This window comes from Streptosporangium sp. NPDC049046 (assembly GCF_040649155.1).
Lineage (GTDB): Bacteria > Actinomycetota > Actinomycetes > Streptosporangiales > Streptosporangiaceae > Streptosporangium.
On the sequence record NZ_JBEZEZ010000038.1, the window covers coordinates 15,756 to 28,698 of the forward strand.

The window sequence follows — 12,943 nt, forward strand, 5'->3', positions numbered from 1 at the left end:
TCCCCCATCCAGATCCATCCATTCTTCCGGGCCGCCTTCCCCGGCCTGTCCGCTGGGTGGCGAGCCTGGTCTGCGAGATCACGGTGCTCTGGATGCCGTCCACGAGCACGATGGCTCAAGACGGCGAAAGCCCCGGCCGGAGGCTTCACCCCGCGCGCTCGCTCAGTGAGATGGCATCCGGCGGACAGCCGGCTGCGAGGCCGGACGACAGGACTCAGTCGAACACCGCGCCGGCGACCGTGTCGACGTACCAGCGTTCGAAGCGTTGCACCGGCCAGCCGCGTTCGCGGACCAGCCAGTCGTAGTTGCGGAAGTCCATGGCGAGCCAGAGCACGTCGGCGACGCTGTCGGTGTCGTGGCCGGCGCGCACGGCACCGGTCTCGACCAGCTCGGCGGCGAACATGCTCATGCCACGGCGGCGTTCCTCGACGTTCTTGCGCCAGATTTCGGCGGCGTCGGAGTCGGCGGTGGCCGCACCGGCCAGGATGATCATTATGGCGGCGTGCCGGGCGTGGACCTCGGAAAGGTGCCGGGCATAGCGGGCCAGCTTGGCACGCGGGTCGGTCAACGCCTGGATCTCGACGACGAAGGACCGGCTGGGCATGTCCACGGGCTCGTCGTCGCCGGCGATGGACACGTCGACGAGCTGCGACAGCAGTTGCCGTTTGCTGCCGAACACGGCGTAGACGGTCTGAACCGCGACGCCCGCCTCGGCGGCGACGGCGGCCAGCGTGGTGGCTGCGTAGCCCGATCGAACGAACAGCCGACCGGCCGCGTCCAGGATCGCGCGCCTGGTCTGGCGTGCCTGCTCCTGCCGCCGCTTCGACTCGTACCGCCTCTTGACAACCATCGCCTCACTGTAGTGCTCTATTGGATAGAGTTGAACTTTATTCAAAGGATGTGATCATATGCCGTTCGGCGTGCTCCAGGAGATGCCCGGTGTCAGCGAGTCGGAATACCGCCTGGTCGAGCAGCATCTCGGCCCGGACCGCCCGCCGGGCCTGCTCGCCCACGTGGCGGGGCCGGTCGAGGGCGGCTGGCGGATCATCAACGTCTGGCAGGACGAGGCGGCGTTCCGGCGCTTTCAGTCAGAGCGGCTGATGCGGGCGGCGGGGCTGGCCGCTCAGGCGGAAGGGTTCGACGCCGGCAAGAGCGCCGGATTCAGGTCCATGACGGTCGACGGCACCGAAATGCCGTTCCGATGAGCGATGTCGGCACGCTACGCGCCCGCAACGTCGCGTTCTGGAGACAGGCCGCGCCGGGATGGGTCCGCCATGCGCGACGTCAGGACGAGTACGGCAAACCGCTCGGCGCCGTGGCGATGGACCGGCTCGCGCCCCGCCCCGGGGAGAGTGTCCTTGACATCGGGTGCGGGTGCGGCGGCACCACCGCCGAGATGGCGCTCGCCGTCGGCCCGGCGGGCACGGCCGTCGGCGTGGACCTCGCGGAGTCGATGGTGAGCGCCGCCTCCGCGCGCTTTCCCGCAGATCGGCATCCGGGCCTGAACTTCGTGACCGCCGACATCGAGACCGTCGCGCACATCCCGGGAGCACCGTTCGACGCGGTTTTCTCCCGTATGACGTTGATGCTGCTGGCAGACCCGGTGGCCGGCTGCACCACGATCCGGCGGGCACTGCGCCCCGGCGGCCGGTTGGCCGCGACCGTATTCCGCGACGGCGGCGCCAACCCGTGGCTGACGCTCGCGGTACTCGGCACCGCACCGCACGTGGGCTCGCTACCGCCGCTGCCGATAGGCAACGAGCCGGGCCCGTTCTCCTTCGCCGAACCGGCCCGCGCCACCCGGATTCTCGCCGCCGCCGGTTTCACGGAGATCGATCTCACGCCACACGATGTGGTGATGTCCACACCCGACGAACCCGAACCGGTGGCCGAGTGGCTCATCGAGATCGGCCCCGCCGGCGCCGCCTACCGGGCCACCTCCGCCGAAAAACAGGCGGCCGCGCGCGCGGCGACGGCCAGACTGCTTGAGCGGTTCCGCGAACAACCCGGCGGATACCGGATCCCGGCCTGCATCTGGCTCGTCACGGCACTGCGGGCACCGTGAAGCCAGACCGACCGAACCTCGACGACCATCAACCTTTCAGAACGGCGTCAATGTGTTGACAGGAAGAACGAAGTCGCTTCTGACGGCGACGATGCTGGGCTGCGCGCTGCTCCTGTCCGGCTGCGGCGGTGGCGATGCGGACGATCCGGCTCCGCCGACCGGCGCGGCGACACAGGCGCCCGAACCCTCCGGCGCCACCTGCGACCAGGCCGCGGACACGGTCAAGAACCACCTGAACAGCCCTGACGTCACCTCGGTCACCGTCGTGGGCCAGTGCACCCTGGTCGTGGTGGAGACCACGCTCGGCGACGACGACACCGCCGCCGCACGGCAGCTGTGCGAGCGCGCGGGCGAGGTCGCGTACACCGGGGACATCAACGCGATCTCGGTGAAATCCCGGTCGGACGCGGAAATCTCCAACGGCATCACCGGCATGAAGTGCATCCCCTGAGCCACGATCGGCGATGCGGTCTCGCATCTCGGGTGCAAGACCGTGTCGCCTCCACATCCACGATGGCTCAAGACGGCGAAAACCTCAGGGCTTCACCTCTCGCGACCGCCTACGCCGGAAGGTCCCAGCTCGGCCCGGCGGGGTCACCGAGCCAGACGCGCTGGCGCTCCCTCGTGACGGTGAGCCCGAACCCGGACTGATGCGGAGATCCAGCCTCCTGCCAGATGAGAACGGCCTCTTCGGCCTTGTCCCACAGCTTGATCGGCCCGTGCTGGTACACCGTCCATCCTCCCGCGGGATCCGGTGCGGTGTCGGCCCGCGAGCCGGTACCGACATCCAGCAGAAGTGTGGACTCCTCGCTCCAAGACAGCTGCGCTTGCGGGGTGGCGAGCTGGGCGATCCACACGGCCGTATCGTCGCTTCTGAGAATCGAGGGGTCGATTCTGCACCTGCGGGCCTCTCCGAAACCGGTTGTCACCGGGGGCCGTGGCGGCGGCAGGTGGGAGCGGGCGGTCATGAAGTACAGATCGTCTTTGAGGAAACGACCGCTCGCGCTGCCGTCATCGGCCAGGGTCAGGTGCGCGAAGGCGACCCCGCCCATCCAACCCCACATGGGCGCGGTGATGGTCCCTCCGCTGCGGACCTGCCGCATCCAGGCTGCCGGGATGGTACGCACCGAGCAGGTGGCGATCAGTCGGTCGTACTCATCGTCCGAGCCGTATCCGAACAGCCCGTCCTGCACTGCGAGGGTCGGCGTGTATCCGGCCTCGGTGATCGCTTTTCTGGCCCGAACGGCAACCTCCGGGTCGTACTCGACCGAGGTGACGGCCTCCTGCCCGAGCCGTTCGCACATCAACGACGTCGAGTAACCGGTACCCGTGCCGATTTCCAAAACCGTGTCACCCTCGCTGATCTGGGCGGCCTCCAACATGAGCACGACCAGACTCGGAAAAGTGGAGGACGAGCTTGGCTGCCCGACGATGACGTCGGTCGCGTTCTCGGCGAGAACCCCTTCGACCTGGGTGACCCATGTCGCGTCGGTGTAGGCCAGGGCGAGCCAGCCCTCTTCCTCCATTTCGGCCCGGCGCACGGGATTCCACCGATCGGCACGACCCTCTTCTGCGAGGTAGACGGCATCACCCAGAAACAGCTCACGCGGTACGACTTCCAGCGCTCGACGCCAGCCAGGGGAACCTATCTGGTCCGCCATGACGAGGCGAAGCTTCGCGGCCACCTCACTCATGGTCCCATCCTTCCAGCAGCACATCGGCGAAGGCTTCCGCCATCGCGTTGGAGTCGGGCAGCCACCCCCACTGTCCATTGGGGTTGCACTCGATGAACGTCCAGCTGTCCGGGCTCTGCCCACTTCCGTTGCCCGCTCCTATGGCGAAGTCGAAGCAGCCGAAGACCAGCCCGAAATGATCGAGGTATTCATACAAACTGTCTCTGATCGGCTCAGGTACGGCGATGGGTTCGTAAAGCAGTTCATCCCAGTCGCCACTGCGCCAATCAAGCGCGCCGTCAGGTGTGATGATGCTGCTCGCGAACACGGCCCGCCCGATCACGGTGACCCTGGCGTCCGCAATTTTATGCACTTCCTCCTGGAACAGTTGAGCGGTCACCGACAAGGAGTCGTCAAGGTCTCGCGGAGTGATCCGCTGCGTCCATATCGCGGCGACGTTGCCCTCCGGAGCGGTCGGGGCGCCTCGAAACGACTTGTAGATGGCGGGCTCAGAGACGAACTTACGCGCTTGGGTCACATCGTTGGTCACCAGGCTCCGAGGTATCTTCAAACCGAATCGGGCTGCCACCTGGAGTTGCGCGATCTTGAAGTCAGCCCTTCCGATATCGGTGGGGTGGTTGACGTAGCGGCAGTTCGGCAGGTTGTACAACAACCCACTCAGCCCGTGTCTGGCTTCTGCCACTGCGAACTCCCGGGCCTGCTTCTCCAAGCCCTCGAAACGCCAAGGGCTGGGGCGCCGGTAGTACACCGCCCAAACGTTTTCCAGCACGATGTCACGACTGGGCGTCCGCAATCGGCCGCCCCAGGTCGGACTGTGATCGCCGATACAGGAATAGAACATCAGTTCGGGGCCGATGTCAGCGGGGTCGACGCGAGCGACATGCACTCGGCGCTCGCTCAAAACTGAAATCACCAGGTCGGCGGTGACGTCCTCCGCCGACGTGATCACCAGCACTACCCGTGGCGAGTCATGCACCGGTCAATCCGACGCACTGTCGTTTTGGGAGTCGTCTGCCGTCTGAGAGGCACCACCTGAGCCATCTCCGCCACCACCCCTCGACACGGTGACGGTGACGAAGTTCCGGTTGGTGGAGTCCTTGCCCATGTCCACGATCGCGCCGCTCGCGTCGTAGAAGTTCGTGAGCTGGGTGTCGGGGTCGAACTTGAAGGTCTCGTACGACGCCGGGGCCTCGGGAAGACGTTCGGTCATCCGTGACAAACCCCAAGGCCGCATGGTCTGAGAGTTCGACATGTCAGGCGCTCCTTCGGCAAGCGGCGCCCGAGGCGCCGGTGAACGGACTCCATTGGGAAACGGATCTCCACCGACGTTATGTGCGGGCAGCAGGACAGGCCAGATGTCTGCCATGTTTGTCGTATGACAAACAAGCTGTGTGATCCAACAAGAAGACCCCCGGCTATGAAGCTGGGACCCTTTCGGCACGAAGAGGGCTAGAAGTCGAACTCGCCCTTCTTTGCGCCATCGATGAACGCTGCCCAGACCTCACTCCGCACCACATAAGGAGCCTGGTCAGGAGCCTCGGTGTCACGAATGGCTACATGCCCCCGAGAGAGCGGAGCGATCTCGATGCAGTCGCCGCCATTACCGGTAGATCGCGTAGCCTTGCGCCAGACCGCCGTCTCTAGTTCAGCCGTGAGGTCCACTTCTCCACCATCTTCCCGATGATCTCGACCGACGCGCTGTTAGGGAGAGACTCCGCCCTAATGATGTCCATCTTCATGGTAACCGCAGCGACCACCTCAGGATTGCTCGTGACGACGGGCTCCGCAGCCGTTTCCAGGTAGACCGTGTGGCGGTGGCCATTGGGTACTTGGGCGATGACGATACCGCCACTCAAAGCCGGGCCGGCTCCCAGCGGTGTGATCTGAATGGTGACGTGGGGAAGTTGCGAGACTTCCAGGAGTCGCCTCAGTTGCTCACCCATGATCTCCGGCCCTCCGATGGGGCGACTCAGAACACCCTCATCGAGCAGTACGAGGTAGCGAGGCGGGTTGGTGCGGGTGAGGATCTCCTGTCGAGACAGCCGCGCCGCAACGAGGGTTTCGATCTGATCGTGGCTGTAGCGACGCTCGCACACGAGTAACGCATGCGCGTAAGCCGCAGTTTGGAGGAGACCTGGCACAACCAGCGGCTGGGACGTCGTGATCGACAGCGCCTGCTCCTCCACTTCGAGCCAAGGAACGAACCAAATAGGAGCCTGCTCCTTGTGCTGTGAGAGCGAGGCCCACAGCTTCCCCAGCCCTGGCCCGAATACCTCTTCGGATCTCGCCAGGAATTGCGTTGTGGGAGGGCGTTTCCCGATTTCAACCGAACCGATCTGACTCGATGAGTATCCGATCCGACGCCCCAACTCCTCCTGAGTTAAACCTGCTTCCAAACGCAATCGCCGTACTTCAGCGCCGAACGCCTGGTTTCTTCCCGCCGTTGGGTCCAGATCACGTGCCGCGGGCATTCCTACCTCCCGGTGTCGCATTCGACAACATCCCACGTGTCCGTCAAACAATGAACCGACAACTCGCCGGACGATTGCCCTTCCAACACTGCCCACAAAATACATCTCGGGCGGCAATCTATGAAGCGGAAGCAGGGAGTCGGTAAGCACAACAGGTCTCATCCGACAGGGCATCCAACCCTGACGTAGGACGTGTACGCCGCTTATCGGACACATTGCTATAAGCATGGCGACTTTCATTTTTTGCCATCAAAACATAGGTGAAAGACCGCTATTCGCCAGCTCAGCATGGAGGCCGGGAAGGACAGGGAAAGTGACAATCAAGCGGGAAAAAGCGGTATTCATCGCAGGGGAAACCGAAGCGCGAGGCGCACCCACGACCGATGCGACAGCGGAGCGCCATGACAAGGTGCTCGCCGTCGTACAGCGACTACTGAGGGAGAAGGGTGTTCGTTCCTACGTCGTTCACGCGGTCACCCTGAAGCTGGGCGAGACCGGCGACCGGTGGCCGCTCGGCCGGCAGACGCGACGCACCCCCCACCTGGTCGCGCACGACCTCGACGGCCGGGAGGTGGCGAAGGTGACCGTGGGTTCGCGTTCCGGCTGCTATCTGGTCTCTCTGCCCCCGGTGGAGCTCATGCCCCAGTTGGTGAACGCCGATCAACCTCACGCGGTCATGGACCTGATCCTCGCGGCGCTTTCAAAGGAGGCGAAGTGACCGGCCTCGCGGCAGCGGGGACCGCTCTCCGCGAGAAGCCCTACCTCACGCCGTACGCCGAGGAGAGCCTGGATCTGCCGCTCGCCTTCGAGTGGGGTGACGGAGTGCCCCGGCTGACCTATCGGGACGCGCTCCCGCAGGAGTGGATGTTCGGGGCGCTGTGGGCTCGCTGCGGCACCGTACGGGAGGGGAAGATCCTGTGGAACATGGTTCACACGCTGCGGCAACGACGGTGCATGCTGAAACGGCTGTGCCGTGTGTGCGGCAGGACGGCCACCGACCCCGACACCGGGCGCGTCCGCTGGATCCTGCCCTCCGCGTTGGCCGGCGACTTCCGCTCGCCCTGGCCCACGGTTCACCCGCCCACGTGCGAAGCACACGTCGGCGAGGCACTCGCCTCCTGCCCGTACCTGCGCAGAGAAGCGCCGGTCGTCTGCACCGTCGGCGACTACTCCCCGATCGGAGTCCTGGCCAACCTGTACGGCGAGGACGACAGCGGCCGGGTGGTGGAGACTCACCATCAGATCGCCGTCGGCCTGGACGAGTCTCACCTGCTCCCCCGAGTGCTGGCCACCCAGCTCATCGTTCAGGTGAGCGACCTCCAGCCTGCCCCCTGGCCGCGCCGTCCCTAGCTCGTTTCAACCACGCTGCCTGGTTCCGGTGGCCTTCCCGGACTGCGGGCCGGGACGCATGATGACGTCATGAAGCTGACCACGGCTCAGTTCTCGATCACCTTCGCCCGCTGGTCCGGCATCGCGGCCACCGTCGGCGGCGCCGTGTTCCTGATCAGCATGGTGGCGCCGTTGCGTGGTCCGTTGCGGGCCGGCGTCCCCGCCAGTGTGGGGCGACCGGGCTGACCACTGACGGTTTTCCTCGCCTTGGCAGCGCAACTCGTAACATCGGCCGCATGGCATGTGTGCTGATCGTGGAGGACGATCTGGTCATCCGGTCCGAGCTGGTCGAGGCGCTGGCCGCCCAGGGCTATGAGGCGGAGTCGGCTGCGGATGGGGCCGAGGCGGTGCAGGCGGCCGAGCGGCATCAGCCAGATCTTGTGCTGCTGGATCTGGGGCTGCCTGATGTGGATGGGGTGGCTCTGTGCAGGCGGTTGCGCATGAGGGCGCCGGACACGGTGATCGTCGTGTTGACGGCCCGTACGCAGGAGTTCGAGGTCGTGGTGGCGCTGGACGCAGGGGCTGATGACTATCTGACCAAGCCGTTCCGGCTGACGGAGCTGATGGCCAGGATCCGCGCACACCTGCGGCGGCGCGGCCCGGTACCGGGAGAGCGCATACTGACCGCTGGGCGGTTGCGCCTCGATCTGCCCGCGCGGCGCGCCTATGTCGGGCAGGCCGAGGTGGTGTTGCGGCCCAAGGAATTCGACCTACTGGCGGCGCTGGTCAGCCGGGCGGGCGAGGTGGTGACGCGCGAGCAGCTGATGGACGAGGTGTGGGACAAGAACTGGTTCGGCCCCACCAAGACGCTGGATGTGCACGTGTTCGCGCTGCGCCGCAAGCTGGCCGAGCACGGCGAACCGATGGAGCGGATCGTTACGGTGCGGGGGCGCGGCTACCGCTACGAGCCATGACCCGCCCCCGGCCGCCCATGTCCCGCTGCTAGGTGTCGTGTCCGGGGAGCAGCAGACTGAACAGCGGGGGCCTGGCGCGGCTGAGTACCAGCCTGCCGCCTTCCGCTTCGGCCAGTGACCGAGCCAGGGCCAGGCCGATGCCGTGGCTGTGTCCGCTGGACCTGACGAACGGGTCGCTCTCGGGGGCCACGCCGGGCCCATGATCGCTTACCTCGACGGCCATGCCAGGGCCCACATCGGAGACGGTGACGGCGACCTCTCCCTGGCCGTGGCGCAGGGCGTTGTCGAGCAGGACACGCAGGATCTGCCGGACGGCGGCAGGCTGGGCGGCCACCGGCGGCAGTGCGGGTTCCACGGTGATGGTCAGGCGGCGGCCTTGGCGGGCCAGCGGACCGTGCCATTCTTGCCGGATCTCCTCCGTAAGCGCGTCCACGTCGAGGCGCTCGGCGGGCGCGCGGCTGTCGCGGCTGAGCCGTACGAGATCGTCGAGGATTTCCTGCAGCCGCTCCCCTCTGGTCAGTGCCGCCTGAACCGCCGGGGCCGGATCTGCGCCGGGCCGGGACAGCGCCGATTCCAGGCCGAGCAACAGACCGGTCAGTCCGGTGCGCAACTGGTGGGAGACGTCGGCGCTGAAGGCCCGCTCGCGGGCGAGCACGTCACCGAGGCGGCGCGCCGTCGACTCCAGCGCTTGTGCGGCCTGGTCGGCCTCGCGTAGCCCGGAGGGTGCGGCGCGGACGCTGAAGTCGCCGCCGCCGAGTGCCTGCGCTGCGGCGGTCAGCCGCTCCAGGGGGGCGGCGAGCCGGGCCGACTGGCGTACGGCCGCACCTGCGGCCAGTGCGACCACGATCGGCGCCAGCCCGCCCATGAGCAGCCACGCCTGGTGGATGCGCTGCTCGACCTGCGAGTTCGGCGTCGCCACCCGGATGATCAGCGCGGGGCCCTCGTCGGAGGGGACGGGAGTGGACACGGCCAGGAAGCCGCCCTCCACCGTGTCGTGGACACGGCCGTCCTTGCTGGAGGTGGCCAGGCGGGAGTAGGCAGGGCCGTTGCCGAACAGGCGGGCGCCGGCCAGAGTGTAGCCGCCGATGGCCAAGTCGCCCGGCAGGCCCGTCGGCAGCTTCAACGGCGCCCGCGGTTCGTCGGGGACGGCGGCGGCGACCCAGGCCGCGTCGCGTTGCAGGGCGGCCACTGTCTGGGCGTGGTAGAGGATGTTCACCGCGATCGCCAGGGGCGCCAGGAAGAGCGCGACGGCCACGGCGGTCACGCTGACGATCACCGCCAGCACCCGCCGCCGCAGCGGCACGCCCAGCGCTGTCACCCTTCCAGGGTGACAGAAGGAAGGTAAATGTCCCGCTAACCCGTCGCTGAGCGGGCGCTTGCCGGTCTGTTCCTAGCGTGGGAGACATGAAAGTACGGCGAAGCGTCATCGCCCTGGTCATGGCCGGGCGACGGCAGGCTGCTCGTCAGCGACGCCCGCTCAGTACTCGGTTGGCGCGGCGCTTACCTTTGCGCGCGTGACAGCGTGCGTATCCGGGTTTCGGGCCAGTATTAACCTCACGTTACGGTTGGCCGAACCTGCCGCTATCCCGCGTTTCCGCAGGCTGAGGGCATCAGTACGACGTCAATGCATCGGAGATACTTCAATGCGCAGGTCTATGATCATCCCCGGGCTCGCCACCGTGGCCGTCCTCGTGGCGGGCGGCGGAGCTGCCGCGTACGCCTCCTCCCTCGACCAGAGCCCCGCCCCCTCCTCCTCCCAGTCCTCCGCTGACCCCTCCGAGCAGGCCCCCGACAACGAGGCCGCCACGCCTGCGGAGAGCGCGGAGCCCAACGAGGGCACCACGGAGGACGAGCAGGACCAGAAGGCAGAGGCCGAAGACGGCCGGGACGACACGGCCGGTGAGAAAGCCGAGGACGGCCAGGACGACAAGGGGCAGGAGGCCGACTCCGAGGCCCAGGAGGGCAAGCAGGACCAGCCGGGTGACCAGCACGAGCAGGAGGGCAAGGGCGACGCCTCCGATAGATGATTATCCGGGTGGTGGGCATGGTGCAGCAGCGGCTGCTCGCATTGATGATCGCCTGTTATCTGCTGGCTGCGGTCGTGCCAAGGCCGGGCGAGGCTTTGCGGGCGATGGTGCTTGGATCGGGTGGTTCGGTCACGGTGCCCATGGTTTTGCTGGCTGTGATGTTGTCGACCGCAGGTCTTGGGGTGCGGGTGCGTGATCTGTGCGCTGTGGCGGGCAGGCCCCTGCGGCTGGCGTCGGGCGTGGCGGTGAACGCGCTCCTGCCGGTGGTGCTGTTGCCGGTCGCTGCGATATGCCTGCGGGCCTGGCCCGACGCCGCGGAGGCGGAGTGCCTCGCGGTCGGATTGCTGCTGGTGCTGGCGATGCCGATCGCCGGCGGAGCTGCATCTTGGGGGCAGCACGCGGGTGGCAACGTCGCATTGGTGGTCGCCATGGTCGTGGGTTCGACGCTGCTCAGTCCTGTCACGGTTCCGCTGGGGCTGGCCGTGTCCACCGCCCTGGTCGGCCCGGCGGGCGCAGGCAGCCTTGATGACACGGCGCGGCTCGACGGGCTGGCCGGGACGGCGGGCGCGGGCGCGTTCGCCTTGGCCTTGATCGTGCTGCCGTGCCTGGCCGGAGTCATCGTGCGGGCCATGCTCGGGGAGCGGCGAGCAGCACGCAGCGCCCCGGTCATCAAGCTGGTCAACATCGTGAACATCCTCCTGCTGTGCTATGTCAACGCCTCCGGCGCGCTCGGGCAGGCGCTGTCACACCCCGACCCCGACTTCCTGGTCCTGGCCACCGGCATGGCCGCCGCGGTCTGCTGCCTGTCCTTCCTCGTCGGCAGGTGGATGTCCCGATGGACCCGATGCGACACTCCGGACGGCATCTCGCTCACCTTCGCCACCGGCATGAACAACACCAGCGCGGCGGCGGTCCTGGCCGCAAGCTGGTTCGCGCACCGTCCGCAGGTCCTCCTGCCGATCCTGGCCTATAGCCTGCTGCAGAAGCTCGCCGCCAGTGTGTTCGGAACCCGGCCGCCCGCCCAGCCTGCGGCGCTGTCATGAGCCCTCCCTCGCCGTCTCGGTGACGCATATCGTCGACCAGCTACGCCAGGTGCGCGGTTTGATCTTTGAACTTCGACCGGCTCGCCCGGCGCGACGGTCTCTTCAACCGGCCCAGATCGCTTTTGCCGCCTTGGCCGAAGGCTGAGCGTGAAGCATCTCCCAACCCCCGCCGACCCGCCGAGCTGGGACGCGCCAGGCCAGGCGGTTCACGTGAAGCAACCACGCGCGACCATCTCGGTCGTCACCAGGATCGCGACCGCCTCGGCGGCCAGCAGAGCCACCAGGACGACGAGTTGTACGACTCCGGCCTCGGTCGGGCTCGCCCCGCCGAGCAGCATCCCGACGAAGGCGCCAGGTAGGGTGACGAGCCCTACCGTCCAGGTCTGGTCCAGCGCGGGGACCAGAGCCTGGGCCGCCGCTGGGCGGCAGATCTCCAGCGCCGCCTCCCTGGGCAGGAAGCCCAACGCCAGAGCCGCCTCCACCTCTCCCCGTCGCTGGACCAACTCCTCAACGGCCCGCCGTCCGGCCAGGGAGGTAGCGGTCAGGCAGCCACCCAGCAGGATCCCCGCGATCGGGATCACGACGATCCCGTCCAGGGAAATCGTCCCGCTCACGGCCAGCATCGCCAGCACCGGCGCGGCGCCCGCCGCGATCGGCACCGCCGCCCACCATGCCTTTCGGCCGCGAGCGATGCGCCGGCCCGCGGTGAAGGCGGCCACACCGTACATGAGCAGGACGAACCCCGCCGTGGCCGCGGAGGAGGCGATCACCCAGGCGATCAGCACAGAGACCGCGCCGAGTTGGACTGCCGCCCGCAGGCAGGCGGAAAGGACCGCTCGTCCATGTCCGAGCCGGCCGAGCCAGGTCACCAACGCACCCAACACGACGAGGGCGGCCAAGACCACCGGCAGGAGAACGGTCACGGAGATCAACGAAGAGGAGCGCACAACAGGTAGTGTGCCGCCGACCCCATCGCAAAGAGGTGCCGGCCATGACCGCGCCGCACATCGGATCGTCTTCCGCCACGGGCTTCTGAGCGATATTCCCTCCCCCCCTGCCGGCTACGGAAAAACATGATCACTGAAGCGGTCAGGAAAGCCTCCGACTCCATCACCGTCGCCGCCTTCTCTGTGGAGGACTGGCTCAACGGGTGGCGACCACGGCAACGGGACTCATGGCGCACCTCCTGAAACTCCCCCGGGAGGGCGCGATTCTTCCCTGGTCAGTCCCCCTGACCGCGCCCTACCGGGGGCAAAGCCCCCTGACCGCAAGGTGAGACCCCACACCACCTTCCCTCTTCACCCCCGCGAGGGTGGGAAGCGGTCAGGGGGCACAACCCC

General features: G+C 67.2%; 17 protein-coding genes. 9 read left to right on the forward strand and 8 right to left on the reverse strand.

Annotated elements, in window-relative coordinates; all coding sequences use genetic code 11:
- Nucleotides 1–214: 214 nt before the first annotated feature.
- Nucleotides 215–850, reverse strand: coding sequence for a TetR/AcrR family transcriptional regulator (locus tag AB0B96_RS35730; protein ID WP_362906020.1), 636 nt, complete (start codon nt 848–850; stop codon nt 215–217).
- A 58-nt stretch (nt 851–908) separates the two neighbouring features.
- Here AB0B96_RS35730 and AB0B96_RS35735 point away from each other — a divergent pair, with 58 nt between their 5' ends.
- From AB0B96_RS35735 to AB0B96_RS35745, 3 genes are read left to right on the forward strand one after another with little or no spacing between them, the layout of a single operon-like run.
- The gene (locus AB0B96_RS35735) at nt 909–1,205 is read left to right on the forward strand and encodes a hypothetical protein (protein ID WP_350946835.1); all 297 of its coding nucleotides are present in this window, start codon (nt 909–911) and stop codon (nt 1,203–1,205) included.
- On the forward strand, nt 1,202–2,065 hold the full coding sequence (locus tag AB0B96_RS35740) for a methyltransferase domain-containing protein (protein ID WP_362906022.1): 864 nt from the start codon (nt 1,202–1,204) through the stop codon (nt 2,063–2,065). The genes AB0B96_RS35735 and AB0B96_RS35740 overlap by 4 nt, the downstream gene beginning before the upstream one ends.
- Before the next feature lie 52 nt (nt 2,066–2,117).
- Nucleotides 2,118–2,516 (forward strand): hypothetical protein, encoded by a 399-nt coding sequence (locus tag AB0B96_RS35745; RefSeq protein WP_362906024.1) that lies wholly within the window; start codon nt 2,118–2,120, stop codon nt 2,514–2,516.
- Between the two features lie 109 nt (nt 2,517–2,625).
- Here AB0B96_RS35745 and tgmC read toward each other — a convergent pair whose 3' ends face one another.
- From tgmC to AB0B96_RS35770, 5 genes are all read right to left on the reverse strand, one after another.
- On the reverse strand, nt 2,626–3,759 hold the full coding sequence (gene tgmC / locus AB0B96_RS35750) for an ATP-grasp peptide maturase system methyltransferase (RefSeq protein ID WP_362906025.1): 1,134 nt from the start codon (nt 3,757–3,759) through the stop codon (nt 2,626–2,628).
- Entirely contained in the window at nt 3,752–4,714 is a 963-nt protein-coding gene (locus tag AB0B96_RS35755; RefSeq protein WP_362906027.1) for an MvdC/MvdD family ATP grasp protein, read from the reverse strand. Before AB0B96_RS35755 ends, tgmC begins: the two co-directional genes overlap by 8 nt.
- Nucleotides 4,715–4,738: 24 nt before the next feature.
- Nucleotides 4,739–5,125, reverse strand: a complete 387-nt coding sequence (gene tgmA, locus AB0B96_RS35760) for a putative ATP-grasp-modified RiPP (protein WP_362906029.1) — start codon at nt 5,123–5,125, stop codon at nt 4,739–4,741.
- An 83-nt stretch (nt 5,126–5,208) separates the two neighbouring features.
- The gene (locus tag AB0B96_RS35765; RefSeq protein ID WP_362906031.1) at nt 5,209–5,421 is read right to left on the reverse strand and encodes a DUF397 domain-containing protein; all 213 of its coding nucleotides are present in this window, start codon (nt 5,419–5,421) and stop codon (nt 5,209–5,211) included.
- On the reverse strand, nt 5,400–6,230 hold the full coding sequence (locus tag AB0B96_RS35770; protein ID WP_362906033.1) for a helix-turn-helix transcriptional regulator: 831 nt from the start codon (nt 6,228–6,230) through the stop codon (nt 5,400–5,402). Before AB0B96_RS35770 ends, AB0B96_RS35765 begins: the two co-directional genes overlap by 22 nt.
- Before the next feature lie 313 nt (nt 6,231–6,543).
- Here AB0B96_RS35770 and AB0B96_RS35775 point away from each other — a divergent pair, with 313 nt between their 5' ends.
- From AB0B96_RS35775 to AB0B96_RS35790, 4 genes are all read left to right on the forward strand, one after another.
- Nucleotides 6,544–6,948 carry a hypothetical protein gene (locus AB0B96_RS35775; RefSeq protein ID WP_362906035.1) on the forward strand — a complete coding sequence of 135 codons (405 nt, stop codon included), beginning with the start codon at nt 6,544–6,546 and terminating at the stop codon, nt 6,946–6,948.
- A complete protein-coding gene (locus AB0B96_RS35780; RefSeq protein WP_362906037.1) occupies nt 6,945–7,580 on the forward strand; it encodes a hypothetical protein in 636 nt (211 codons plus the stop codon). Before AB0B96_RS35775 ends, AB0B96_RS35780 begins: the two co-directional genes overlap by 4 nt.
- 69 nt (nt 7,581–7,649) lie before the next feature.
- Nucleotides 7,650–7,805 carry a hypothetical protein gene (locus AB0B96_RS35785; RefSeq protein ID WP_362906039.1) on the forward strand — a complete coding sequence of 52 codons (156 nt, stop codon included), beginning with the start codon at nt 7,650–7,652 and terminating at the stop codon, nt 7,803–7,805.
- A 50-nt stretch (nt 7,806–7,855) separates the two neighbouring features.
- Complete coding sequence (locus tag AB0B96_RS35790; protein ID WP_362906041.1) at nt 7,856–8,533, forward strand: response regulator transcription factor; 678 nt, start codon at nt 7,856–7,858, stop codon at nt 8,531–8,533.
- Nucleotides 8,534–8,561: 28 nt separating this feature from the next.
- Here AB0B96_RS35790 and AB0B96_RS35795 read toward each other — a convergent pair whose 3' ends face one another.
- Nucleotides 8,562–9,851: a HAMP domain-containing sensor histidine kinase gene (locus tag AB0B96_RS35795; protein WP_362906043.1), complete on the reverse strand. Its 1,290-nt coding sequence runs from the start codon at nt 9,849–9,851 to the stop codon at nt 8,562–8,564.
- 325 nt (nt 9,852–10,176) lie between these two features.
- Here AB0B96_RS35795 and AB0B96_RS35800 point away from each other — a divergent pair, with 325 nt between their 5' ends.
- Nucleotides 10,177–10,560: a hypothetical protein gene (locus AB0B96_RS35800; RefSeq protein WP_362906045.1), complete on the forward strand. Its 384-nt coding sequence runs from the start codon at nt 10,177–10,179 to the stop codon at nt 10,558–10,560.
- Between the two features lie 17 nt (nt 10,561–10,577).
- Nucleotides 10,578–11,603: a bile acid:sodium symporter gene (locus AB0B96_RS35805; RefSeq protein ID WP_362906047.1), complete on the forward strand. Its 1,026-nt coding sequence runs from the start codon at nt 10,578–10,580 to the stop codon at nt 11,601–11,603.
- Between the two features lie 206 nt (nt 11,604–11,809).
- Here AB0B96_RS35805 and AB0B96_RS35810 read toward each other — a convergent pair whose 3' ends face one another.
- Nucleotides 11,810–12,526: an ABC transporter permease gene (locus AB0B96_RS35810; protein WP_362906049.1), complete on the reverse strand. Its 717-nt coding sequence runs from the start codon at nt 12,524–12,526 to the stop codon at nt 11,810–11,812.
- Between the last annotated feature and the right edge of the window lie 417 nt (nt 12,527–12,943).

What these genes read in the sequence shown, in the direction of transcription:
- tgmC (WP_362906025.1), bottom strand. Translation starts at nt 3,759, where the DNA reads ATGAGTGAGGTGGCCGCGAAGCTTCGCCTCGTCATGGCGGACCAGATA.
- AB0B96_RS35785 (WP_362906039.1), top strand. Translation starts at nt 7,650, where the DNA reads ATGAAGCTGACCACGGCTCAGTTCTCGATCACCTTCGCCCGCTGGTCC.
- tgmA (WP_362906029.1), bottom strand. Translation starts at nt 5,125, where the DNA reads ATGGCAGACATCTGGCCTGTCCTGCTGCCCGCACATAACGTCGGTGGA.
- AB0B96_RS35740 (WP_362906022.1), top strand. Translation starts at nt 1,202, where the DNA reads ATGAGCGATGTCGGCACGCTACGCGCCCGCAACGTCGCGTTCTGGAGA.
- AB0B96_RS35800 (WP_362906045.1), top strand. Translation starts at nt 10,177, where the DNA reads ATGCGCAGGTCTATGATCATCCCCGGGCTCGCCACCGTGGCCGTCCTC.
- AB0B96_RS35805 (WP_362906047.1), top strand. Translation starts at nt 10,578, where the DNA reads ATGGTGCAGCAGCGGCTGCTCGCATTGATGATCGCCTGTTATCTGCTG.
- AB0B96_RS35770 (WP_362906033.1), bottom strand. Translation starts at nt 6,230, where the DNA reads ATGCCCGCGGCACGTGATCTGGACCCAACGGCGGGAAGAAACCAGGCG.
- AB0B96_RS35790 (WP_362906041.1), top strand. Translation starts at nt 7,856, where the DNA reads ATGGCATGTGTGCTGATCGTGGAGGACGATCTGGTCATCCGGTCCGAG.
- AB0B96_RS35735 (WP_350946835.1), top strand. Translation starts at nt 909, where the DNA reads ATGCCGTTCGGCGTGCTCCAGGAGATGCCCGGTGTCAGCGAGTCGGAA.
- AB0B96_RS35730 (WP_362906020.1), bottom strand. Translation starts at nt 850, where the DNA reads ATGGTTGTCAAGAGGCGGTACGAGTCGAAGCGGCGGCAGGAGCAGGCA.